This window comes from Embleya sp. NPDC055664 (assembly GCF_053618075.1).
Map to the genome: position 1 here is coordinate 1 of NZ_JBSHGZ010000045.1, position 23,374 is coordinate 23,374.

Consider the following 23,374-nt stretch of genomic DNA (forward strand, 5'->3'; position numbering starts at 1 on the left):
GTACGACTGCACCTGCGGCGGGGCGGGACCCTCGACGAACTCGTGCCCGGACACGTCGCCGGTGGGCGGGACATCGGCGCCTGGGCGCAGCGGCAGGCCAAGCCCGCCGTGTGGGCCAGGCTCAGGTCCGGGCAGATCGAGCAGCTCGATCAACTCGGCATCCGACCCGAACACGGCGCAGCGGCAGGCGAGCACGGCGCGGCGGGCGGCGACGGCGTGGAGAACGGCGCGGCGGTGGCTGCGGGCGTCGATGTCGGCGGCTCTGCGGCCGACCGCGACGGGGCGCGGGCGGACAGGCGCGGCCGGGGCGCGTGGGAGACGGCGTTCGCCGCGGCCGTCGCCTACCGCGAACGCGAAGGGCACCTCGAAGTGCCCCGCGCACACGTCGAGACCGTGGCGACGCAGACGGCGACCGGACCCGGTGGTGGCGCGCGCGAGGGTGGCGGTGCCGTGGGGGTGCGGCTCGGAAAGTGGGTCAACAACCAACGCACCCGACGCGGATCGTTGAGCGAGGAGCGGGTGCGGCTGCTCACCGAACTCGGCATGCGCTGGTGAACCGCGGCATTGGTCCGGGGGTCTTCGGGTTCGGTGAATGTGAGGTTCACGGTGAGGTCGGGGATGGGGTGTGGTGTCGGTGGGGGTGTTTCGGGTCGCTCCGGTGGGGGGTGAGACGACGTGGTCGTTCGTGAGTCGGATCGCCGGGTGCTACGGGCCGGCGCCGACGCCCTGGGCGGGTCGGTGCGGCATAGCGGCAGCGATAGCTTCGCGAATCGGCGAATGTCGTCGTTCTCGTTGAATGTGGGGTGGGGTGTTGCGCGCGGCCCTGGATCGGCCTCTGCACGAGCGGACCGTCGCCCGGGTCGACGCGACGCGCGTGGTGACGCTTTGAGGGGCGGTGCGCTCGCCGTCGGGGACCGGGTCCGTCTGGAGGGGCGGGAGTGGACGGTCGTGGTCCTGGCGGGGGGTTCGGCGCGGCTCCTGGACGAGGGCGGGGCCGTCGCGGCCGTGTCGCTGCCCCACGTGTTCGCCGACCCGGGCTTCGAGGTCGTGGGGGCCGCGCGGCCCGTGGTGCCGCCGTTCGGGCTCCTGGACGCGCTTCCCGAGGACGTCCGGGATCGGGCCCTGGCGTGGGAACGGCACGTGCGTGAGGTCGAGTCGGGCGTAGCCGATCCGCCCTCGGGGACGCCGCGGGCGCGGTACGACCCGGCGCGGTGGAATCTGACGCAGCGGGAGGAGGCCAAGGCCGCGGAGCTGACGGATCCGGGGACGCCGACGAGTGTGGCGACCGTGCGCAGGATGCGGGCGCGGTACCGGAGGAAGGGCGTGTGGGGGCTGGTCGATCAGCGGGTGGTGCGTCCCAGGTCGCCGGTGGGGCGGGCCGATCCGCGGGTGGTGGAGGCGGTGTCGGCGGTTCTGCGGGAGCAGCGGGAGCGGTCGACGGGCACGCTGACCGCGCTGCGGGTGCGGGTGGGGTGGCTTCTGGAGGACCGGTTCGGGCCGGGGGCGCCGGCGGTGCCGCCCCCGTCGACGTTCAACCGGCTGGTGCATGCGCTCGGCGACGGCCAGGGGCTGTTGGGGAGTTCCGTGCAGCGGCGTGTTCACGCCTGTCGTCCCGAGCCGCCGTTTCGCGTGACGGTGGCCTTGCGGCCGGGCGAGTTGGTGATGATGGACAGCACGTCGTTGGACGTGTTCGCGGTGATGGCGGACGGGGTGCTCGATCGCCCGGAGTTGACGATCGCGATCGACGTGGCGACCCGGGCGATCTGCGCCGCGGTGCTGCGGCCGCCGGGCAGTAGTGCGGTGGACGCGGCGGTGTTGCTCGCGGAGATGGTCGCGCCGATGCGGATGCGTCCGGGCTGGGACGCGGACCTGGCGATGCGGCGGTCGGTGGTGCCCTACGAGCGGCTGGTGAGTCTGGATGAGCGGCTGGAGGGGGCGGCCGCTCGGCCGGTGATCGTTCCCGAGACGGTGGTCGTCGACCAGGGGAGGGTGTTCGTGTCCGCCTCGTTCGTGGCCGCGTGCGAGAGCCTGGGGGTGTCGCTGCAGCCGGTGCCGCCGGCGAACGGCCCGGCGAAGGGTCACGTGGAGCGCACGTTCGACGAAAGACATAGCGGCGCCCCGACCAGCGCGGAATCACCCACGCCACACTCCGACGCCACTGACGACCAACCACCGCCACCCAATCACTCACACCGCGGCAGGCGCCCGGGCGGGTGGCTGACAGCACACCACACACTCACATATTGAATGGTCTGAATCGGGCACCCGGACGAGGCCATGACCTGTCCACAAAGGAAGGGCGCTCCGAAGAATGCTGGAAGCATCGAACGAGATATTCGGTGAACGTTCCGTCAGTTTTGAACCATTCTCCAGCTTCGCTGGTGATCACAATTTTCCAATCAGAGGCGTCTGGTGCGGACGGGAGGAAGAAATAGCTGTTCGAATGCTGGTCCGAACCCCATTCAATCAAGCCATTTCGATCCGGAGCGAAAGCGTACGGGTAAGCATCAGGACGGGACTCCCTTGCCCTCACCCACGACGCCAGGGACCAAAACTCCACAACCTCTTCGGATGACGGCCCTTCAGGGAGATCCAATAGCAGATACTCATCCAACAGACCCGGGCCGTAGAAATCCATAAACTGTTTATAATCTGACGGCAACCGAAGCCCCAGATATTCTTCGCTCGCAATCCATACATCGGAATTTGAACGAACCCACCAGTCCGGATCCCCCAGCAGTGAACGCAAAGATTCGAAACTCGACATATGTGCAAACTCCATTCACCGGATCGTGCGCCCATCTACGGGCGACTACGGAACGCCGCCTCTGTTGGCGCAACTATCCCACGAATCGACTTGGCACCCACCAACGCAGGCACGTTCACTCGCCCCTGCTCTGCGAACACCCCCCGTCAACACCATCACACTCGACCAACCAACGTCGCCCGTACCCGCCGCGCCCCGTCTTCGGCGATATGCGCGCAGATCAACGCAAAGATGCCAGCGATGTTGACCCTTCCCGAGAGGAAACAGGCGGGGCATCATTTTCTGTAGTCCTGCGAGCTGCAGATCGGCGCCTGCGGATTTTGCACGTTCTGAACATAGCAATCGACATTCATGCCCCGATTGCCATTGGCCGTCAAGTGCATGTAATCGGGCCTTGCCCCCGCACCCGGCGAATATACTGGCCGTACTTCGTACACGACTTTCTGCCCATTCTTGATCTCTCCGGCGATTGCATTTTCGATAGTACTCATTTCCGGGCTATTCGCCCTCTTCCACAAGGGGACAAGGTTTCTGAGATCGGTACCCGATCCACCGAATTGCCTGCCCATGATATGGCCACGAGCTCGCTTGTTCTCCGGAATTTCCCAGAAACCAGGAGGTTGAACCATTCCGGATTCGAATGTTTTATTCCATGCGGTGGGAGTGCCATCTTCGAGATCCAGAGGGCTATTGAACCTGCCTATGGCTCCCGTGGCCCGGCACCCGTCTCTTCCTGGCCGGAAACGCTCGCGAGGGTAGTAGGTTATATTTCCATGAAGATTCTGACCAGGACCGTCGTCGCATCTATCCGAGTCGGCAGAATCACCTCCGGGATTTCTGGCTTCGGGTGCAACCAAGAAGGCATTCTCCTCCTCAGAACGGGACAGAGTTTCATCTTGAGAATTGAAAGCGGTTTCAGGGCTCCCCAATGGATTTTGAATATTATCCAGCGTCCGGCTTCCGTCCAGAAAACCTCTAATGATGGCCACCAGCGGGTCAACAATCGGTGTTGCGGCAGTCGGAGGCCGGTTCTTGGGGGCAGTCGGGCGGTGTGGGGGCTTCGGCTTGGGCTTGATGGGAGGCTTACTCGATGGGCCCTTGCTGGGGCCCTTACCGCCTCCACCTCGGCATCCCACGACGCAGCGACCCGGTCCGCCGGAACCGCCGGGGCCGGTGGTGCTTCCGGGGCCCTTACCAGGGCCGCCGCTGGATCCGCAGGCGCCGTAAGTTCGGCATGCCCAGGCGTTGAGGTCGCCTGCCCGCGTCCCGGCTGCCGCCGCGCTGGAGGCGGCGCTACTGGCAGTGGTGGGGTGAGCTATCCACCAACTGGCCACTGCACCAGCGCCGGCCGTTGCTCCCCCGCTTCCGGTCCACGAGTTCCACTTGTTCTTGATCTTGGATCCGAGGCTTTGAGCGCCGGACCATGTGTTCGACAGGCCGTTGGCCAAACCCTGCGCCAGGGACTGGCACTTGGCTATGCATGCGGCACCGACGGCAAGGGCCCCTGCGGCAGCCCAATAGACCGCAGATCCCTCTACCACGCAGCCATCCCATAGGCAATGTCCAGAGGGGTCGGTGTTCCCCATGGGATCGCTTCCGCCGTATGCATATCGGTTGGCATTGGCTGAGGGGCTTGGGTTGAGGGTCCAGGTGTCTCGGGAGTCGAAGCCGCCGGTTGATGGGTCGTACCAGCGGCTGGACATGTTGACCTGGCCGGTGGTGGGGTCGGTCCAGGCACCCTGGTAGCCGAGGCCGGGCTTGGGGCCGGTTTGGGTGGTGACCTGGCCGAAGGGGTCGTATGTGGTGGAGCTTGTGCGGTTGAGGGTGGTGGGGTCGATCGCTGCGGTGACGTCGCCGTGTTGGTCGGTGATGGCAAGGGTGCCGGTGGTGCCGTTGCCAGTGGCGATCAGGTCGCCGCCCGCGCCTCGGGTGAATTTGGTGGTGCCGTCCGCAACGAGGTTGTTGGTGGTGCCGTCGTAGGCGAAGCCGGATTGGGCGTTGCGGGTGATCATGCGGCCCTGGGCGTCGTAGCCGTATGTGGCGTTGTCCTGGGCGAGTTGTTCGAAGGCGTCGAATTGCAGTGATCTGGTCAGGCCGGGGACGGTGATCGTGGAGCGGGTGCCGCGTGGGGTGTAGGTGTAGGTGGTGTCGCCTGCGGTGAGGAGGCGGTTGCGTTCGTCGTAGGTGGCGGTCTTGGGGCCGGCGGTGGTGCGGTTGCCGGCGGCGTCCCAGGTGTAGGGGGTGGCGGTGGTGCCGTCGTTCCACTGGGTGAGGCGGCCCGCCAGGTCGTAGGTGTAGGTGTTGTCGCGACCGCCGGTGGTGGAGTCGTCCTTGCCGGTCATGTGGTCGTCGGCGTCGTAGGCGTAGGAGGTGGAGATCCTCGGCAGGTCGTCCCCTCCTCGTACCTCGTCCGTCGTCAATCGGCCGAGGTCGTCGTAGGCGAATGCGCGGTCGGCTCGAACGGCGGAACGGGCCGCTGCCGTGTTGGTTCGTGGCCATTCGATGACGGGCCAGTGATCCCAATACTTCTGCCCCACGACGTTGCCGGAGCCGTCGTAGGCGTATTCCACGGTGCGGCCGGTCTGCGGATCCGACGCGAGGTAGGGACGTCCCTGCTGGTTGTACGCGAAGCGGGCGGTGCCGGCCGCGTCCGTGCGTCCGGCCATCTGGCCTTCGGCGTCCCAGGTGTACTGCGAGTTGCCCGAGGTGCCGGTGGTGGTCAGCAGGAGCCCGCGGTCGTTGTAGGTGTAGGTGTTCGTGGACTTGGGGGCGGCCGCGCCGAGGGTTTGTGCCTTGCTCAGGCGTCCGGAGTCGTCGTAGGCGAACACGCGCTTGTCGGTGGGGGCTTCGGCGCCGGTGCCGGTTTGTTCGATCAGGCGGCCGAGGTGGTCGTAGGTGTTGTTCGAGCGCACGCCGCCCGGTGCCGATTGGACCGTGGCCTGGCCCACCGCGTCGTACGTGGTGGGCCAGGTGCGGTCGGCGGGGTTGGGGTGTGCGGTGGTGGCGGGCTCGATCACGCTCTCGGGCTGGTCCCAGGCCGTGTGGATGTAGATCGTGGAATTGCCCTTGCCGTCGGTGAAGCGCGTGCGGTTGCCCATCGCGTCGTATCCGAAGGAGGAGACGATCGACTCGGTCGCGTTGATCTTCTCGGTCTGGCGGGTCAGGCGACCGGCCGCGTCGTAGGCCAGGTCGGTGCGGCCACCGGCGGGGGTCACGGTCGAGGTCTGGTTGCCGTCGGGGTCGTACGACTGGGACGACGTGCGCAGGGACGCCTCGCCCAGGACGTCGCCGTTGTAGCGCATGACGATGTCCTCGACCTTGTCCGCCCGGCCCAGCGGGCTGTAGGTCCATCGGTTGCCCCGCCCCTGCCCGTCATAGGTACGGACTTGGCGGCCCAACCCGTCGTAGTCGACGGTGACTTCGTCGGTGTCGCCCCAGCGGCGCGTCGGCTCCCCCGCCGGGTTGTAGATCTGGAATGCCTCGCGGCCCGTCGGCGACGCGGTCGCGACCACGCGGCCCGCGTCGTCGTACGTCATCGTCGTCGTGAAGTTGTTGGCCGTCGGGAAGCGTTCGACCCGGGTCGCGGTGAGTTGGCGGCCGAGTTGGTCGTAGGTGGCCTCGGTGCGGGCGCCTTCGGGGTCTACCGCGGACAGTTGGCGGCCGTTGGCGTCGTAGGTGTAGTGCCAGGTGGGGGGCGTGGGTGGTGTGTCCGTGAAGGTCTGATTCAGCAGCGGGCCCCGGTTGATGCCCGGGGTGGCCAACACGCTCGGCTGGGTGGGTGCCTGGGGGGCCGTCTTCTCGACGACGTTGCCCATCCGGTCGTAGCGCACCTTGCTGGTCCGGCCCAGCGGGTCGGTCGACTCGATGGCGCGGCCGGCCTTGTCGTAGCGGACCTGGGAGGTGGCGGTGATCGGCTGGCCGGCACCCGCGGGGGTGTACGGGGGCAGGGTCGTGGCGGTGGTGCGGCCCGTGCGGTCGGTGACGCTCGTGGTCACCCGGCCGTTCGCGTCGCGGGAGACGACCGGCTCGCCGAAGGTGTTGTAACCGACGGTCGTGGTCGGGCGGGTATTCGTGGGCGGGGCGCCGGCCACCGTGACCTCGACGGTCGGGGACGCCGTGGAGATCTCCCGGCCCAGGACGTCGTAGGTGTGGGTGATCGTGTGCGCGCTCGGCGTCGCGCCGGTGGCGTTGCCGTTGGGTGAGACCTCCTCCAGGACCAGGCCGCGTTGGTCGCGCGTCCAGGTGCCGACGAGGACGTCGTCGACGCGTGGGGCGGCGGTCTCGTTGTGGGCGGTCTGGCGCAGGACGCGGCCGGCCTTGTCGTAGGTGAAGTCGGTGGCTTCCGGGGTGGTGATGCCGGGGCCGGTGCGCTGCGTGCGGGCGACGAAGCCGGCGGTGTCGTATTGCGTGGTGCTTTCGCGGTTCAGGCCGCCGGGGTCGAGGACGGTCCGGGTCGGGCGGTTCAGTGCGTCGTAGGCGAACTCGGTGATCGTGGTGCCGCCGGTGGTGCTGCGTGTGACGTTGCCGGCGCCGTCGTAGCCGAGGCGCTCCAGGACGATGTCCCCGGTCGTGCCGTCGGGTTGACGCACGGCTCGGGCGATCGTTTCGGCCTTGGTGTCGTCGTCGTAGTAGGTGTACGCGGTGGTCGCGCCCATCGCGTCGGTAACCGAGGCCAGGCGCCCCGCCGGGTCGTAGGCACGGGACTGTACGACCAAATCGCGTGGGGTTCCCGATGGATCGCCGTCCCAGGCAACGAGCACGGTCTCCGCCGGTTGCCCGCTCGGTGTGTAGGTGTGGCGGGTTTCGGTACCGACCGGGTCGATGGTGGAGGTCGGGCGTCCGAAGGCGTCGTAGGCGGTGCGGGTCACTCCGCCCTCGGGGTCGGTCGCGGTTTCGGGTCGGCCCTTGGCGTCGTAGGTGTAGGTGGTGGTTCGGGTGGCGTCGCCGCCGGTGAGGTCGGCGGTCGACTGTTCGACGACGCGGCCGTCGACGTCGTACACGGTGGTACCGCGGATCGTGTGGGTGATACCGGTGATCTCGTTGCGGACGCCCGGCCCGGTCGCGGTCGTCGGGCGTGACGCGTAGTCGTAGGACGTGGTCGTGGTGACGCCGGCGGGGACGCTGTCCGAGATCACTGTTTGGGTGATCTTCCGGCCGAGTCCGTCGTAGGTCTGGCGGGTGATCAGGCCGACCGGGTCGGTCGTGGAGGCCAGGTCGCCGTTGGCGTAGTAGGCGAAGGTGGTGATGCGGTCGCCGGGTTCGGTGGTGGAGGCGAGGAGACCGGCCGGGGCGGTGCCGCCGCCGACGGCGGGCTCCGTGCCGGTGGTGTAGGCGCGTTGGGTGGTGGATCCGTCGGGGCGTGTCTCGCCGGTGGGGTGGCCGGTGGGGGTGTACGTGTATGTGGTCTTGTACGTGTTGTCGCCGACGTCGGCGGTGCGCGGGTCGCGGATCGCGACGAGTTGGTCGTTGCGCGGGTCGAGCGGGTTGTCCTTGTCGAGATGGAACTCTTGGTACCCGGTCCAGCATTGGGTGGTGGTGCGGCAGGTGGTGCGGGATATCTCGTTGCCGCGTGTGTCGTGGCCGCTGATGACCGAGTTGCCGTTGGCGTCGGTGACGGTGTGTCGGAAGCCGCCGCTGTCGTAGCCGTAGGTGGTGGTGGCGCCGTCTACGTCGGTGACGCTGAGCGCGCGGCCGCGGAACGAGTCGTAGGTGCGCTTTTCCTGGCGGTTGTTCGGGTCGGTGACGGTGGTCGTGGTGGTGAGCGTGGCCGCGTCGGACGCCGAGCCGCTCGCGTAGTGCCTGCCGATGGTGTCCGCGCCGAGCGCTTGGTGGTAGATCGCCACTTCGTCGATGGCGCCCTTGAAGTAGCCCTTGATGTCGGTGGGCTTGGCCGGCCAGGCGAGGTTGTTCACCGGGCCTGCGCCGATGGTGATGTAGGGGTCGACGATTATCGAGGACGCGTCCAGCGGGGCACCGACGAGGTTGCCGTCGAGGTAGAGCTTCTGGACCTTGCCGGGGGCGTCCACACTGAGCGCGGCGTGATGCCACCGGCCGTCGAGCACCGAGTCGGGCGAAGTGATCGGGGCGGGCATGCCGTTCCAGACCTCGCCGCGCAATTGGCCGTCGGTACCCACATAGAGCATGGGTGTCGCCGGTGTTTCCGCGTCCGTGTACGGCAAGTCCTGGGTGGAGGCACCCATCAGCACGCCCGGCCCCTGGGCCTGGAACCACAGTTCGGCGGTGAATTGCGAAACGCCGCCCAGTTGATCCTTGGGAAGTCGGATGTGCGAGGAGATGCCGTCGAAGCCGGCCGCCCGGTCGCCGCCGGCGCCGAACGCGCCCACGACGCCCTGCCGGACGTTCCAGGCGCCGGCCGCGTCGGTGGCCGGTCCGGGCACCAGGTCGATCGGTGCCGTGGTGCTGTCGGTGGCGGTCAGCGGCCAGTAACCGGTGGGGCCGGCCGCGAGGATACGCGCGCGGTAGTCCGCCGCCGGGCTGCCCGCCGCGGCCGCGTGTGCGGCAGCGGTGGCCGGATCCATGGACTTGCGGTAGACGGCGACCTCGTCGATGCGGCCGTCGAACCAGCCGTTGCCTGCGGGTGCCTTCTCGTAACCGGCGGAGGCTCCGGCGCCGACGAAGCTGCGCATGCTCTTCTCGTGGAAGACCGCGCCGCTGATCGTGCCCACCGCGACACCGTCGAGGTAGAGGGTGTGGACGATGCCGTCGGTGGTGAGGACGACGTGATGCCATCTGTCGTCGTTCACCGACGCGGTGGAGACGATCTGCGGCTGCGGTGGGCCGCCGGTCACGAAGAACTTGCCGCGCAGCTTCCCATCGGTGTCCACGTACAACGCCGGCGTGTACGTGGCCTGGGACTCCTCGATTCCGGCGGACTGGTAGCCGAACAGCATTCCCGGCTTGGAGGTGCGGAAGGACAATTCGATGGTGGCTTGGGAGGAGCCGTGCACCAGCCCCGAAGGCAACTCGATGTAGGAACCGGTGCCGTTGAAGACGGCGGATCCGTCGCCGCCGGTGACGCCTTCGGTGGTGCCGACGGTGGACACCGCGCGTCCTGCGCCGTAGGTCCCTCGAGCGCCCTGTTGCGATGCGACCTGTGCTCCGGACGTCTCGTTCAACCGGAAGTACGACCATGGCCCGGCGGCGGTGACGGCCGCCCGATAGGCCGGTCCCGCATTGGGTACCACCGCGCTGCGGGCGGCGAAGTGCTCTGCGACCGCCGTCGCGTCGATCGCCCGGTCGTAGACGGCGACTTCGTCGATGGAGCCGTCGAAGTGACTGACGCCGCCGGGTGCGTCGGCCCAGAAGGTGGAGAAGCCGGCACCGAGGTAGACCCGGCTCGCGTTCTCGTTGTTGATCGCGCCGTTGATGCTGCCGGCCTTGGCGCCGTCCACGTAGAGCGTCTGCGCGGTGCCGTCGGAGGTGATCACCGCCTGGTGCCAGCGGCTGTCCGTCACCGTCGTGGCGGAGCGCATGGGTATTTCCCGTCCGCCGTCGGCCTGGAGGAACTTACCGCGCAGGTTTCCGTTGACGTCGACGTAGAGCGGGAGTGTCCAGTCGCCGCCGACTCCGGCGGGGTCGTCGATCGGGTTGGACTGATGGCCGAGGATCACTCCGGGCTTGTCCGTCTTGAACCACACCTCGACGGAGAGTCGGGGCAGCGTCCGCAGCAGGTTCTGCGGCAATTCGACGTGGGAGGTGGTGCCGTTGAACTCGACCGCCGTGTCGTCGCCGCCCGCGAACACGCCCGCACGGCCGGGGATCACCTCGTGGTACGTGCCCGCCGCCGCGCTCCCCGAGGCGTTGTTCGCGACGGTCCCGCCCTGCTCGCCCAGGCGATAGTAGGCCACCGGCGCGGACGCGGTGATCGCGCTCGCGTAGCCCGCCGAGAAGGCGGAATAGGTGGGCTGACCCAGCTTCCACGCGCCGCCGTTGACGTCGGTGACCTGGGTGACGCGGTCGGTGCGGGCGTCGTAGGCGACCTCGGCGTGGGTGCGGCCGGACGGCAGCGTGACCCTGGTCAGTTGGGTGGCCGCGGCGCGCGCCGCGTAGTGCTCGGCCACGCCGGTGGCGCCCAGCGGGCGTTCGTACAGGGCGACGTCGTCGATGCTGCCGGTGAAGTAGGAGATGTTCCCGGGCGATTGGGGCGTGCCCTGTGCGAAGCCGGCGCCGATCACGGTGTTGCTCGCGGCGGGGTGGTAGACCTCGCCGGTGATGGTGCCTGCGGCCTGGCCGTCGAGGTAGAGCGTTTGGGCGGTTCCGGTGGCGGACAGGACGGCGTGGTGCCACTGGTCGTCGGTGACGTTCGCGGCGGAGGTGATGGGGTCGGGGGTGGTGCCTCGGGTGAGGAAGCGGCCTCGGAGCTTGCCGTTGGTGTCGATGTACAGGGCGGGGTTGAAGTCGCCGCCGACGCCCGCGGGGTCGTCGAGGGTGCGGGTCTGTTGGCTGAACAGCACTCCGGGGCGGGTGGTCTTGAACCACATCTCGATGCTGAGGAACGTGGACTTGCCGACGATGTCCGCGGGGAGTCGGATGTGGGAGGAGGTGCCGTCGAATCCGGCGGCCTGGTCGGGGGATCCGGCGAGCGCGCCGGGCCGGCCGAGGGTGACGTTGCGGTACTCGGCGCCCTCGCGGGCGGTCGCGGTGGGAACGCTGTCGGCCGCGGTGGTGGTCGGGCCAGGGTCGCCGAGCCGCCAGTACGAGCGGGGGGCGGCGTCCATCACGACGGAGCGGTAGTGCGATCCGGTGGTGTAGTCGTACCGGGTGCACGGCGCGGCCGGGCCGCCGGCGGGGGTGGGCGGGCAGACGGTGGTGAGCCGGTCGCCGTCGTAGCCGTACGTCCATATCGGGCCGGGGGTGTTCGCGTCGATCGGGTTGGTGCCGGCCTGGGTGACGTGGGCGCCGGTCCAGGTGAAGGTCAGGTGGCGGCCCGAGGTGGCATCGGTGGCGCGGGAGATGCGGCCGTCGGCGTTGTAGGTGATCTGTTGGGTACGGCCCGCGTAGTCGGCGACGGAGAGCAGGCGGCCGTTCGTGTCGAAGACCTGGCGGGTACCGGACTTGTCGGCGAGTTGCCAGCCGCCGCCGGGCACGGCGGTGAAGGTGGCGAAGCCGCCGGAGGGTGCGGCGTAGGTGCCGTCGGGGTTGCGGCCGAAGCGGACCTGTCCGCCGGTGGCCAGGACCACGACGACGTTGCCGGAGCCGTCGTTGTCGGGGATCGCGCGCATGTCCCAGCGCGACGCCCAGCCGGCGCCGAAGGCGGTGTCGGTGCGCGGGTCGAGCGAGTTGTAGGTGCGCGAGACGGTCAGGTCGGGGCCGACCGCGCTCACCGAGGCGTCGGTGGCGGCGGTGGTGTAGTTGCCGACCTGTTCGTTGAACTCCTTGCCGGCCGAACCCGCCGAGAGCCGGCTGGTGATCGCCGGCTGGGGCACCTGGGTGGAGAACATGGCGGCGCGTGCGAAGGTGCCGTCGGCGCCGGCGGCATCGCCCACGGTGCCGTACCAGGCGTAGGTCTTGCCCCAGGTGAGGTTCCACTCCTTGGGCACCGTCCACGGCGACTGCGGTTGCCAGTCCGAGGTGTGGCAATCCTTGCGAGTGTTCGCGCCGTCGACCTCGCAGACCTCGAACTTGTAGCGCAGCGGCTGGTTCGCGGGCCACGCGTCGCGGTCGTGCCCGGTGACGTGGAGCATCGGGGTCAGCGTCGAGAAGGTGTAGCCGCTCGGCGGCCAGGCGGTGTCGACGGCCGGTGGGCGGTTGGGGATGGTGAACACGGCCGGGTTGGGCCGCACCGACGGGCTCTCGCCGTCGCCGATGTAGGCGTACCAGGCGTACTTGCCGCCCTTGGCCAGTCCCCAGCTGGGTGGGACGGTGAACGACGCGGACGTCTGCCAGGGCGTGTTCTTGCAGTCCTTGCGGTGGTCCTGGCCGTCGACCGTGCAGACCTCGAAGTAGTAGTCGAGGGACGGGCGGGGGTAGTTGTCGGGGTCGTTGCCCGCGACGGTGAACGTGGGGGTGGTGGTGTCGGACTCGTAGCCGTTGCCGGGGGTCATCGAGGTGATGACGGGCCATTTGTTGGCGGTGCCGAGTGCCATCGGCAGGGGCGGGACGCCCATCTGGGAGAACTTGGGAATGTTGCTGCCGTCCATGTCCCAGGCGAGGGTGTACGTGCCGGGGGGCAGTTTGGCGATGGTGGCGTCGAGGGTGACCGACTGGCCCGGCGGAACGTCGTTGGGCAGTGCGGTCCAGCGGATCTTGTCGCCGCCGAGTTCGGTGCCGCCGGCGTCGAACAGGCGGTAGTGGAGGGAGTGGATGCCCTTGGTCCAGCCGACGGTGCCGTTGTTGGTGACGGTGACGTTGGCGATGCCGTCCTGGGTCGCGGTCACCTCGCGCACGAGGTTGTTGAACCTGTACGCGGCCCGGTAGGGGGTGTAGTCGATGTCGAGCTTGACGCCGCCGTTGGGCGCGGTGTCGAACTTCTTCCACGTCTTCGGGTCGCCCTCGGCGGTACGCACGGTCAGGCCGTTGTTCGCCGCTCCGGTGACCCAGCCCTGGATGAGGTCGCGCCCGCCCGAGCCGAGGTCGACGACGCCCCAGCCGTCGTTGCAGCCGTCCGACTCGTTGCCGAGCGCGAACGAGGCCGAACCGAGGGCGGGGCCGTAGGAGGGGCCCGGCCAGCGCACCGAACTCGGGTTCCAGGCGGCGGTGTTGCCGTGTACCGACACCGCGCGCGGCGCCTGGCAGTCCCACGAGTGCACGTTCCACAGCGCGAGTCGGGCGCCGGTGATCGTGTTGTTCTGCAACTGGGCGGAGACCGCCGAGGTGTTGAGCAGGATCGGGGCGTTGGCGCAGCCGCTGTCGCAGTTGTAGCCGAGGCGGTAGACGTCGGTCTGGAAGAAGTTGCGGCCCTGGATGATGCTCACCGAGGTCGACGCGGGCGTAACCGCGACGGTGGGGTCGACCTTGACGGGGTACACGCGGGCGGGGTCGTTCAGCCAGGCCCGGTCGAGTTTGACCCGCAGGACTCGGGTGTTGTCGTCGCGGGTGAGGAGCTCATAGGTCACGCCGCCCGACGTGGCGCCCTCGCCGGAGGCGGGGGTGACGGCGGAGTCCATCATCCACCCGTGCGGGACCATCGCCTGGACCGCGCCCGCGGCGTCGGTCAACGCCACATTGCCGTTCTCGTCCAACGTGGGGGTCAGGCCCGCCAGGTGCAGCGGGAAGTCCCACGTGTCGGGCGCGGACGGCGAGTTGAGGAGGATCGTCTCCTTGATCTCGCCGTCGCCGGCCTTGAGGTTGACGTCCGACTGGGGACGGGCGCCGGTGAAGGTGATGCTGTCCGACGCGGTACGGCCGACCGTGGGCGCGGCGCCGTCGAGGCCGAAGCCGACGCTGGTTCCGCCGCCCGTGTGCAGGGTCGCCAGCCGCGCCGCGTCGGCCTTGGTGGCGACGTCAACCGGGTTCGCGGCGGCGCGGGTACGCCACCACGCCGGGTCGGCGGGGTTGCCGCCCATCGGGGCGAGAGTGTTGTCGACCTTCGCCCATGACCCGTCCGGGAGACGATAGTTGACCGGGTCCTGGGAGACCTTGAGGGTACGGCTGCCGTCGACGTTCTCGTAGACGCTGGCGTGCGAATCGCGCTCCGCCGGGAGTTCGCGACTCGTCCGCTCGTCGAAGGAGGAACCCGCGGCGGGCTTGGCGGGTTCCGCCGGGGCGGCGGTGATCGTGGTGCCGCCGGCCTGCGGCGGCGACTGGACCTGCTGCGTGGCGGCGCCCGCGAGCGGCCGCTCCGGTGTGGACTCGACCGGGACCGGCGTCAACGGCCCCTGATCGGGGCCGAGTTCACCCGGAGCCTTACCGGCCGGACGCCCACTGCCGTCCAGCCCCGCGCGCGTCTGCGCCGTGTCGACCTGGTGCGACCGGCCGGCGGCCGACCCCCACTCCTGGGTCGGCTTGCCGTACCTCGTCTCCCCCGGGGTCGCGGCGGACACGGCGGACGCCCCACCGACGACGAGACCCACGGTCATCGCCATCGCGGCGACGAACGCGGTCGGACGCTGCGCACGCAGCCACAACAGCCCACCGAACACGGGACTGCTCCCCCACGAGATAGAGAAATGACAGGCGCACATCCAAACGGCTGGTGAAAACCCACGGCGATGTATGTAGATACTTGTCGACAGATGATTCACGTCATACGAAACTCCTACAACCTTGCAGCCCCTTCAGAAGTCGATGGACACCAACAGACGTGCAGACGTGGGTATTTGGTCGGATTACGACCCGCCGGTGAGAGGCAGGGCGGACGCCCGGGCATCGCCATACACGGGATGCAGGACGTCCAGGCGAGCACGGCCGAGCCGATGTCCGGGCAGCGGCTCGTCGCCAGCAACTCCCCACCAACGCCTGGATAATCGCCGGTATCACCGGGGAAGGTGACCCCGGTGTGCCCCAGCACCCGCACGGAACGATCCCGCCGTCCTGCACGCACACGTGAAGGGCGGTACCACGACAAGGCTCACCGCCTATCCGACGCGGAGCCGAGGGCCGATCGTCACTCCGCCCGTTACCCGCGCTCCTGCCCCTGTCGGCGATCCTCACGAAGGAGGGATGGGCGCGCACCGGTGGCTTCTTCTCATGCCGTTGATCCCGGTGTTCGTCCACCGCAGGCAGGTATGCTCGCTGACCGCGCAAGGTGTGATCGAAGTCGTCCCGGACGACGGCCCACCCGCACACGGTCGAGCACGGCCACGGCGACGGTGCTCCGGCCGGCGGCATCGGGCATTCGGTACCACCCGAGCCCACCGGCGCTCCCTCGGAGCGCCGGCGGGCCCGACCGTTCATCGATCTCGGGCGCGGGTAGGTCCCGTGTCAGAGTAGGCGCGACGCCGGCCGCCCCTTACGCATAACCGGTCTCCTAATCGCTGCACGGGTCGAACCAGGCATCCTCGACGCAGACCCGAATTTCGCGTTCATGAAACTCCGCCGCCAACGCCCCGACCGCCGCCACTACGGCGCAGCGGCGCTCCCCACGACTGGGCCACCATTGCTGTCGTGTCCACGACCTCGCTCGGATGGGACAACGCGGTCGCCGGGCCGTTCGACCCCGTCGGCTTCGTCCTGGGGCCGCACGTTCGCAACTGCCTCGCCCAACCTGTCCTGGACGGCCACGGCGGCGGAACCCTGTGGCTGCACGCCCCCGATACCAGCTCGGGGCCTTCCGTCGCCGCGGTCGGGTTCGTCGTCGGGCACAGTCCGAGCCGCGCTGCAGAGCGGGGCGCGACGGCTGTGGGACGAGGTGGAGACGGCGTGGGGCTGGTGGGACGGGCAAGGTCGCCCCGCCGTCCACGACTTCGGCCTCACCGCAACCATCACCACGACCGCCGACGCGGCCGTCGTTGAGCAAACTCGTGTGGTACCGCGACCGAAACCACCCGCTCACCCCGGCAGTGCACGACCGGCATCCCACCGGCACAGCGCGTTGAGCACCCGCACGCAGGCGCGGTGATCGGAAGCCGTCTCCGCCGGCCGGGGTCGGCCGGCTCCGGAGGGTACGGGCGTGTTCCGGCCGGTTCCCGGTCGGCTCAGCCCGGGGTTCAGGCCGTGGAATGCCCGCTGTGCCGGTACTCCTCGGAGGGTATCGAGTCCCACTCGGTGTACGCGCCGTCGCGCGCCACCATGAACAGCGGGCGCGATCGCAGGACCCGCCCGACCGTCTGCCCGCACAACACGATCCCGGAATCGTCCGGTCCCGCAAAACCCCCCCGCGGGCGAGTAGCGAAGGTACACGCCCCTCGCGTCGGCGTACGCGTTTGCGTCGCTCTCCAGTTCCTCGCGGTCCCTGCCGACCAGGGCGAGTCCGTCGTGGGCGACCCGGGGACCGTGCTCGGCGTCGACGGCCACGCAGAACAGCCCTGCGTCTCGGCTCACATACGCCGTGACCGGGGTCGATGAGGGAGGGGGCTCTGGGCTGCGGACCTCGATCCACCACGTCGGCGAGAACGCCGCGTGGCGCCACGCGCACTCACCCACCCTCGTCCGGCCGAGTATCCCGGCCGCCGCCTCGACCACCTCGTCGACCGTCATCCCGAACCGCAGCGGTCCGACACCGACACCCGGCACGTAGAACCACTCGTCCCACACAGCAACCCCGGTCCCGGGCGCCGGGGTCGCCCCCCATGCCTGCCTCCGCCTCGCCATCAGGGCGTCGTCCGGCACCGGCACCGGGAACGGCGGGCCCGGAGGTCGATCGGCGAGAACCTCCTCGAGGTGCTCGCGCTCGTAACACTCGATCGCGTAGGCCAGGGCCTCGTACGCGTCGTCGTCCAGCTGCGGCTGCCACCCCATGCGGCGGTCCCGATCGGCCGCGAAGACGGCGGCGACGGCCCGGGTGTACGCATCGAAATCAGCGAGAACGGCGCCGGGCGCCGGGCGCCGGAACATCGGTCACGGGAAGGATCATCACCGACGACACCGACACACCGGGCGCGCCCCCTCCGTCGTCCGAAAGCCGGACCCGGCGCGGCCGGGGGCGAGCCCCGAGTCGGGAACCGCGCCGAACGCGGCCCGAGGCCGAGTCCGTCCGGGGCGGCGGGATGCGAGGGGGCTGCGCGGTGGCCGTTGTCGAACAGGCACAGAGGTCACCGCGTGACGTCTGTTCGTGACGCCGACGCGGGTCGCGAACGACGGCGCCTTGGCGAATCGGGCAAACCTGACCTGTGACACCGGACTTGGGATCTGCGCAGGTCACCGAGCTGTCCGCCGGAGCCGGTGGACCCGGATGGCGAGCGGTGCGGGCGGGCGGTACATCCGACCGGGCGCCTTCACGAGGAACGGGTGCCGACGTTCGGCACTGGTCAGACTGTTGGCCTTGCACGTCCCAGCAAGCCCACGTCACGCTGTTGAACGGCCTGGATCATCTCCAGGTTGAAGTGGTAGACCAAACCGCCGAGCTGTCGCAGACGGGTTTCGAGGTCCGGGCGCAGCTGCCCTGCTCCTTTCCACAGGGCTTCCACCTCACGTCCGAGGTCCACGAAGGCCGCGCCGATCGTGTTGTCGAGCCGATCGCGCATTTCGGCGCCGTAGTAGCGCTGAACCAGGGCGAGGTTGCGGTTGATGCCGTCGTTCCACTCGAACAGCACCGCCCGGTACGCGTCCATGTGGGACTCGGCGAGCGCGCTGCGGGCTCCTGTGTTGGGTGGGGTGGCCTCGCCGGCGAGGAGCCGGAGCCGGTACAGCCGCTTGTCCAGGAGTCGGCTGATCTCCTCGAAGATCCGCAACGCGAGCTGCAATTCCTGGTCGGCGAGTTGGACGCGATACTGGTGCGCCCAGCTCTGTCGCTGGAAGAGGACCCCCAGCAGCCCGCCCAGCACCGTGGTCAGCAGGAAGCCGACCACGATCGGCATCACGTCCTTCCACACGACCGTCCCCGTCCCAAGCCGCCGCCGACAGGAACAATCAAACCACCGGGCGGAACCGACGCGCTGGCCCATCCGAAATCGCATCGGTACCACGGCCACTCGCACGACGTCCCGACTTCGCCGCCGCGCCGGACGTCGATAGAGCCACCGCGCACCCGACGGCCGCCGCCACCTTGCGCGAGCACTCCCCCACCTCGCACGGCACCGGAACCGGAACCCGGCCCGAACACCGGACGCTCCCGGCCCGACGGGGGCAGGCATCGCCTCGTGGCACCGCCCGGGCCCGTACGAACAACCCTCGTGGGTGTGCCCGTGGTGCACTCTGCGACACACCCGCGGCGCCACCGCGCGGGCACGGGTGTATCTCCCCGCCCACCGCTTGTGGTGCCCGCGGCACGCGTGTTGGAACACCGGCGCGCCCCGACCGCTGATCGTCCATCCCGAAACGCTCGTCCTCGCCCGCGCCCTCGCTCGTACGCGCCTACCGGCGACACCCCGGCCCGACCGGCACCCGGCCGTGACCGGATTCCTCGAACACCTCGCCCACATGCTCGGACTCGGCCGCCTCGCGCCTGGGCACGACGACCTTTTTCGGTCCTGGATCCGCCACCACACCCTGAAAACCCGGGCTGAGCCCTCCGACCACACACAAAAACAGGGACGGGCAACCGCTGCCCTTTGGCATCCCCAACCGAACTGCACAAAATCTCGATGCATCCCACAACACCCGCGAATCCCAGCGGAAATGAGAAAACCCCAGCTCACAACCCCACCGGGCCATACCCGAACACCCACCCCCACACCCCGAAACCCACCCCACCAGCCCTACACCCGGAACAACCATCCCAACACAACAGCGAAACCCCACCCCACACCCCCCACACCACCCCCCACAACCAACAACCACCCACACGCGCTGTTCGAAGCCGATCCGCCGCGGTACGCCCGGCTGCTCGCGGCGCTGACCCGGCCGACCGCCCTGGCGCTCCTGCCCGCCGCGAGCCGGACGTGGGGCCACCACAAAGGCACGGGATGGACGCTCGTGCTTCCGGCGCTCGCCCGGTGCCCTGCGTGCGGGCACGCTCATGCCGGACGACCTGCTCACGCATGCCGCGGCGGCCCCGTTCCTGCTGTGGGCGTACGGCGACGAGCAGCGGAGCCGAGGGAAACTTCGGCCGCTGGCCTGGCCGTTGCACGTACTCGTCGACGCGCACCTCGGCGAGGACCCGGACGCGTGGACGATCGCGATGCGGCTGCTGCCGGACTTCGCGGGCTCGGTCGACGAACTCCTCGCCACCGCCGGTCGCGCCGCCGGTCGTTCGTGATACCGCACCGCGACCGGCGACGCGCGCCGCGTCGAGTCGGCGGCCCGACGCGAATCGCTCGACCGGGGCGCCCCCGACCGAGCGATTCGCCGGACTCCCGCGTCAGGCGTACCAACCCCACTGCTTGACGCGCTTGTAGCCGCCTCCGGGGCAGTACATGCTGATCCCGCGTCGGTCGCCGAGCCAGGGTCCGTTGTTGTAGTTCAGTTGCTTGACCATGGACCCCTTCTTGCACTGGATGCTGGCGCCGTAGCGGGCCGGACCGTGGCCGTCGCACCAGAGGTTGGCGGACGTGGACGTCTGCCAATTCGTGTGACACTTCGGCCCGCTCAACGCCGCCGCCTGCGGTGCGTCGGCCGTGGGCGCGGCCATGACCGGAGTAGACGGCATCGCGACCGCGACGGCTGCCGCCGCTGTGACGAGTAACGTGCGTGCGCGCATGGAAATCTCCCTCTTCGGTGTCGACGAGGCCGCGATACTCGGGTCGCCGAGGGTGCCGGCCTCGGAGAAGACGACGCTACGGTCCGCCGGCCATGCGGTCGTCCCGCGCTCGTTCGACTTTGCGGCTACACCCTGCGCGGCAGGTCCGTCCGCGACTCGACCTCCGGCGGTATGCCCGCACCCGCCCGCTACGCCTTCGGCCAGCCTGCACTGACCGAGACATCGACGGACGAACGGCAGGACCCCGGTCGGTCCTGCCGCTCGTCGGTCCGGAAGCACGTGCTTCCGCTCAGGCGATCCGTCGGGTGTCGTAGCCGTCCCTGCGGCGATCGGCCGGAGGGGTCTACCTGCCCGGCAGGTTCAGGGACCCTGCTGCGCGGCCTTGTGCGCCGCGCGGCGCGCTCCGCGGGCGTCCTTCATCCGCTTGCGCTGGGCGGGTTGGACGTACAACAACTCCGTCGCCTCCTCGATGAGTTCGGCGACGTCCGCCACCTCGTCCGGGGCATAGGAAGGGCGGTCGTGCAGGCTGTCGTTACCCGGGAAGCGGGCCTCGTCGAAGGCGTCGACCATGTCCTGATCGATCACACCTCGCGCGCCGAGGTCCTTGATCATGGCGAACAGGTACTTGCCCTGCGCGCCCCGGTCCTCGCATATGGCCTCGGCCGTCGCCCGATAGCCCGCTCCGGCCAGGCGATAGGCACCCACGACGGCCCGGATGGGGTCGTGGACGGCGATGTCGGACGCGGGAGCGGAGCCCCGGACGCGGCCCGGCACCCGCCGGGAACCTCTCCCGGGGTGTCGAGTTCCTCGGTCGGGCTTTGTGGCGAACCGCTGTCGCGGCGTTGGATGCCGATGGATCGTCATACGTGGCGTATGATCCCTGGTATGACGATTAGGGAACGGGTCACGGTGACGATTCCCGCGGACCTGTTGGCCACCGCCAAGGCCGCGTCGGCGGGGAATCTGTCGGCGTATGTCGAGCGGGCGTTGCGGGCCGAGGCGCTGCGTGAGGCGGGCGAGGCGATCGAGGCGTGGCGCGGTCGGCACGGCGAGGACGCGGAGGAGCTCGCGGACGTGTTCGGCGAGGACCTCGCGTGAACCTCGCACGCGGACAGGTCTGGGAGGTGGCCCTGGCCACCAAGGTGCGCGCGGTGTTGATCGTCGAGTCGGACGCGGCCATCCGCGCGCTGCCGGGAACACTGGTGTGCGTGATGATCGACCGCACCGGGGGCGCCCCCGACACGGTGGTGACGGTGCCGATCGCCGAACCGGTCGCGGGCGCCGTGGTCGCGGTCGACCTGGTCGCCCTCACCGACAAACGCATCCGCTCCGGCACCTACCTGGGAACCGTCGACCCGGCGGTGATGACGCGCGTGTCCGCCGCACTGCGCGTCGTCCTCGAACTCACCTCCTAATGCTGTTGTCAAGCAGCGACTGTGGCGGGTAGTTCACGTTGAAAGCACCGTCCGTCACGAACGAGGGCCCACAGGACGTTGACGCGTCGTCGGGCCAGCGCGAGGACGGCTTGGGTGTGGCGCTTGCCTTCGGCACGCTTGCGCTCGTAGAACCGGCGGGACTCCTCACAGCAGCGAATGCTGATCAGCGCAGAGGTGTAGAAGACGCGTTGGAGACCGCGGTGGTAGCGCCGGGGGCGGTGCAGGTTGCCGCTGACGTTGCCGGAGTCGCGCGGGACCGGGGCGACTCCGGCAAAGCTGGCCAGGCGGTCGGAGCTGCCGTAACGGTCCATGTCGCCGGCGGTGGCGGCGAGGAACTCGGCCCCCAGCAGTGGGCCGATGCCGGGCATGCTCTCGATCACTTCGGCAAGGTCGTGTTCGCGAAATCGGGCCGCAATGAGCCTGTCGATCTCGGCGATCTGCTCGTTGAGGCTCATCACCTCCTTCGCCAGCGTGTGAATCACCTGTGCGGTGACCTTTTCCCCGGGAAGGGCGGTGTGCTGACGCTCGGCGGCCTCCATGGCAGCCTCGGCAAGAGCTTCTGCGCCACGGACCTTGCGATTGTGCAGCCGGCTCAGCAGGCGCTTGGGGCCGGTTCGTCGCAGGGCGGCCGGGGTCTGGTAGCCGGTCAGCAGAACCAGCGGACCGATGTTGCCCAGATCGAGGGCGCGTTCCAACGCGGGAAAAATGCCGGTGAGTTGGCCGCGGAGGCGGTTGATCCGACGTGTGCGGTCGGCGCCGAGGTCGCTGCGGCGGTCGGTGAGGACCCGCAGTTCGACGGCGAGCTCGTCGTCCGGCCGGATGACGGTCAGGTCCCGGCGCATGCGGGCCTGGTCGGCGATGACGGTCGCGTCCTTGGCGTCGGTCTTGCCCATGCCCCGATAGCCGGCCGAGGCCCGGTTGACCGCGAGGCCGGGTATGTAGACGAGTCGCCGGCCGTGGTTCAGCAACAGATTGATCCACAAGGTTGCCATGCCGTCGGCGACGTCGACCGCCCAGACGGCGTCGTCGTCCATGGCCAACACATCGGCGAGCAGCCTCAGCAGTTCCGGCTCGTCGTTCGGGACCCGTCTCGACAGCAGCCGCTTGCCCTCGACGTCCAGCACCACGCAGTGGTGGTGAGACTTGCCGATATCCGTGCCCGCCCAGATCTGGGCCACCCGTGCCTCCGGTCGTTCGATGTGCGCTGTTCGTCCGGACGACCTCGCCGGCGTGGTCCTACTCAGCGATCACCCTGAGGGCCCGCAACTCCCAATCAGCGGCCGAGTCGTCGTGAGACGCCGGGCGGCCAGGTGAGTGGAACCATCGAGGGCAACCGACTGAAAGCCATACCCGGCGTCTCTGGATTTCTGGACCTTACGCCGGCCCAACCAACCCACCAACAACGTAGGACCGACTGATCCGAGTGGCCCTCGCCCCATGCCGGTACACACAGGCATGGGCGAGGGAACGCTGCGGGTCCGGCCGGGGCTCGGGAGCCGCCCCGACGACACGACAGGCAGCAAACGCGCTGCCGGCGGTGGCGTTCGAAACCAGGATGCGGGTTCGCGCGCTTGGTCACCGTCTTTCATCCGGTGAGCCGTTCGGTCAGCCGCGGATCGTCGATGCCTTCGCAGCCGAAGTACGGGCGGCCTTCGACGTCGGCCACGCGGGCGAGTTCTAGGATGGTGTTCGTAAGTTGCGCGTCCGTGCCGTCGAACAGGACGGTGCGCATTTTGTCGTCCCGGGTGATGACCACCAGGGCACGTTCGGTGCGGCGCAGGTGGTATCGGGCGAAGTGTACGCGGGTCGGCTGGGTCCATCGGCAGTTGGGGCGGCCGGATCGGGTGTCGGCGGCGAACCTGCGGTGGCCGGCCGGGTATCGACATCCCCGCAACGGGGGTCGCCCGGGGCTGATCGCCTCGGCGTTCCAGGCGTTCACACGAGAACGGCCACCGATCGAAGGCATCGAGGTGG

At 69.2% G+C, this 23,374-nt stretch carries 12 protein-coding genes; 5 read left to right on the top strand and 7 right to left on the bottom strand.

Annotated elements, in window-relative coordinates:
* Positions 1-555, top strand: a 555-nt coding sequence (locus ACWGR4_RS42255) for a helicase associated domain-containing protein (protein WP_452130580.1), incomplete at its 5' end; no start/stop codon positions are given.
* A 330-nt stretch (positions 556-885) separates the two neighbouring features.
* Positions 886-2,247, top strand: a complete 1,362-nt coding sequence (locus ACWGR4_RS42260; RefSeq protein WP_452130581.1) for a hypothetical protein — start codon at positions 886-888, stop codon at positions 2,245-2,247.
* Here the strand turns inward: ACWGR4_RS42260 and ACWGR4_RS42265 are convergent.
* The 3 genes from ACWGR4_RS42265 to ACWGR4_RS42275 all read right to left on the bottom strand — a co-directional run bounded on the left by ACWGR4_RS42265 (position 2,237) and on the right by ACWGR4_RS42275 (position 18,198).
* A complete protein-coding gene (locus tag ACWGR4_RS42265; RefSeq protein WP_380014900.1) occupies positions 2,237-2,782 on the bottom strand; it encodes an SMI1/KNR4 family protein in 546 nt (181 codons plus the stop codon). The genes ACWGR4_RS42260 and ACWGR4_RS42265 overlap by 11 nt on opposite strands.
* A 260-nt stretch (positions 2,783-3,042) precedes the next feature.
* Entirely contained in the window at positions 3,043-14,868 is an 11,826-nt protein-coding gene (locus ACWGR4_RS42270) for a LamG-like jellyroll fold domain-containing protein (RefSeq protein ID WP_452130582.1), read from the bottom strand.
* A gap of 2,766 nt (positions 14,869-17,634) precedes the next feature.
* On the bottom strand, positions 17,635-18,198 hold the full coding sequence (locus tag ACWGR4_RS42275; protein WP_452130583.1) for a hypothetical protein: 564 nt from the start codon (positions 18,196-18,198) through the stop codon (positions 17,635-17,637).
* A gap of 1,085 nt (positions 18,199-19,283) precedes the next feature.
* Between ACWGR4_RS42275 and ACWGR4_RS42280 the strand changes: the two genes are divergently transcribed.
* Positions 19,284-19,523 carry a hypothetical protein gene (locus ACWGR4_RS42280; protein WP_452130584.1) on the top strand — a complete coding sequence of 80 codons (240 nt, stop codon included), beginning with the start codon at positions 19,284-19,286 and terminating at the stop codon, positions 19,521-19,523.
* A 102-nt stretch (positions 19,524-19,625) separates the two neighbouring features.
* On the opposite strand, the gene ACWGR4_RS42285 is transcribed toward ACWGR4_RS42280, so the two are convergent.
* Both ACWGR4_RS42285 and ACWGR4_RS42290 read right to left on the bottom strand, forming a co-directional pair.
* A complete protein-coding gene (locus ACWGR4_RS42285; RefSeq protein ID WP_452130585.1) occupies positions 19,626-19,895 on the bottom strand; it encodes a hypothetical protein in 270 nt (89 codons plus the stop codon).
* Between the two features lie 429 nt (positions 19,896-20,324).
* The gene (locus tag ACWGR4_RS42290) at positions 20,325-20,738 is read right to left on the bottom strand and encodes a DUF4145 domain-containing protein (protein WP_452130586.1); all 414 of its coding nucleotides are present in this window, start codon (positions 20,736-20,738) and stop codon (positions 20,325-20,327) included.
* A 111-nt stretch (positions 20,739-20,849) separates the two neighbouring features.
* On the opposite strand from ACWGR4_RS42290, the gene ACWGR4_RS42295 reads away from it, so the two are divergent.
* Both ACWGR4_RS42295 and ACWGR4_RS42300 read left to right on the top strand, forming a co-directional pair.
* Positions 20,850-21,062: a type II toxin-antitoxin system CcdA family antitoxin gene (locus tag ACWGR4_RS42295; protein WP_452130587.1), complete on the top strand. Its 213-nt coding sequence runs from the start codon at positions 20,850-20,852 to the stop codon at positions 21,060-21,062.
* Positions 21,059-21,379 carry a type II toxin-antitoxin system PemK/MazF family toxin gene (locus ACWGR4_RS42300; protein ID WP_452130588.1) on the top strand — a complete coding sequence of 107 codons (321 nt, stop codon included), beginning with the start codon at positions 21,059-21,061 and terminating at the stop codon, positions 21,377-21,379. Before ACWGR4_RS42295 ends, ACWGR4_RS42300 begins: the two co-directional genes overlap by 4 nt.
* A gap of 8 nt (positions 21,380-21,387) precedes the next feature.
* On the opposite strand, the gene ACWGR4_RS42305 is transcribed toward ACWGR4_RS42300, so the two are convergent.
* On the bottom strand, positions 21,388-22,578 hold the full coding sequence (locus ACWGR4_RS42305; RefSeq protein WP_452130589.1) for an IS110 family transposase: 1,191 nt from the start codon (positions 22,576-22,578) through the stop codon (positions 21,388-21,390).
* A gap of 407 nt (positions 22,579-22,985) precedes the next feature.
* Positions 22,986-23,339, bottom strand: a complete 354-nt coding sequence (locus ACWGR4_RS42310; RefSeq protein ID WP_452130590.1) for a hypothetical protein — start codon at positions 23,337-23,339, stop codon at positions 22,986-22,988.
* Positions 23,340-23,374: the final 35 nt, after the last annotated feature.

Coding starts and splice junctions, on each gene's coding strand:
- ACWGR4_RS42295 (WP_452130587.1), top strand. CDS start 20,850: ATGACGATTAGGGAACGGGTCACGGTGACGATTCCCGCGGACCTGTTG.
- ACWGR4_RS42265 (WP_380014900.1), bottom strand. CDS start 2,782: ATGGAGTTTGCACATATGTCGAGTTTCGAATCTTTGCGTTCACTGCTG.
- ACWGR4_RS42285 (WP_452130585.1), bottom strand. CDS start 19,895: ATGGCCGCGCCCACGGCCGACGCACCGCAGGCGGCGGCGTTGAGCGGG.
- ACWGR4_RS42280 (WP_452130584.1), top strand. CDS start 19,284: ATGCCGGACGACCTGCTCACGCATGCCGCGGCGGCCCCGTTCCTGCTG.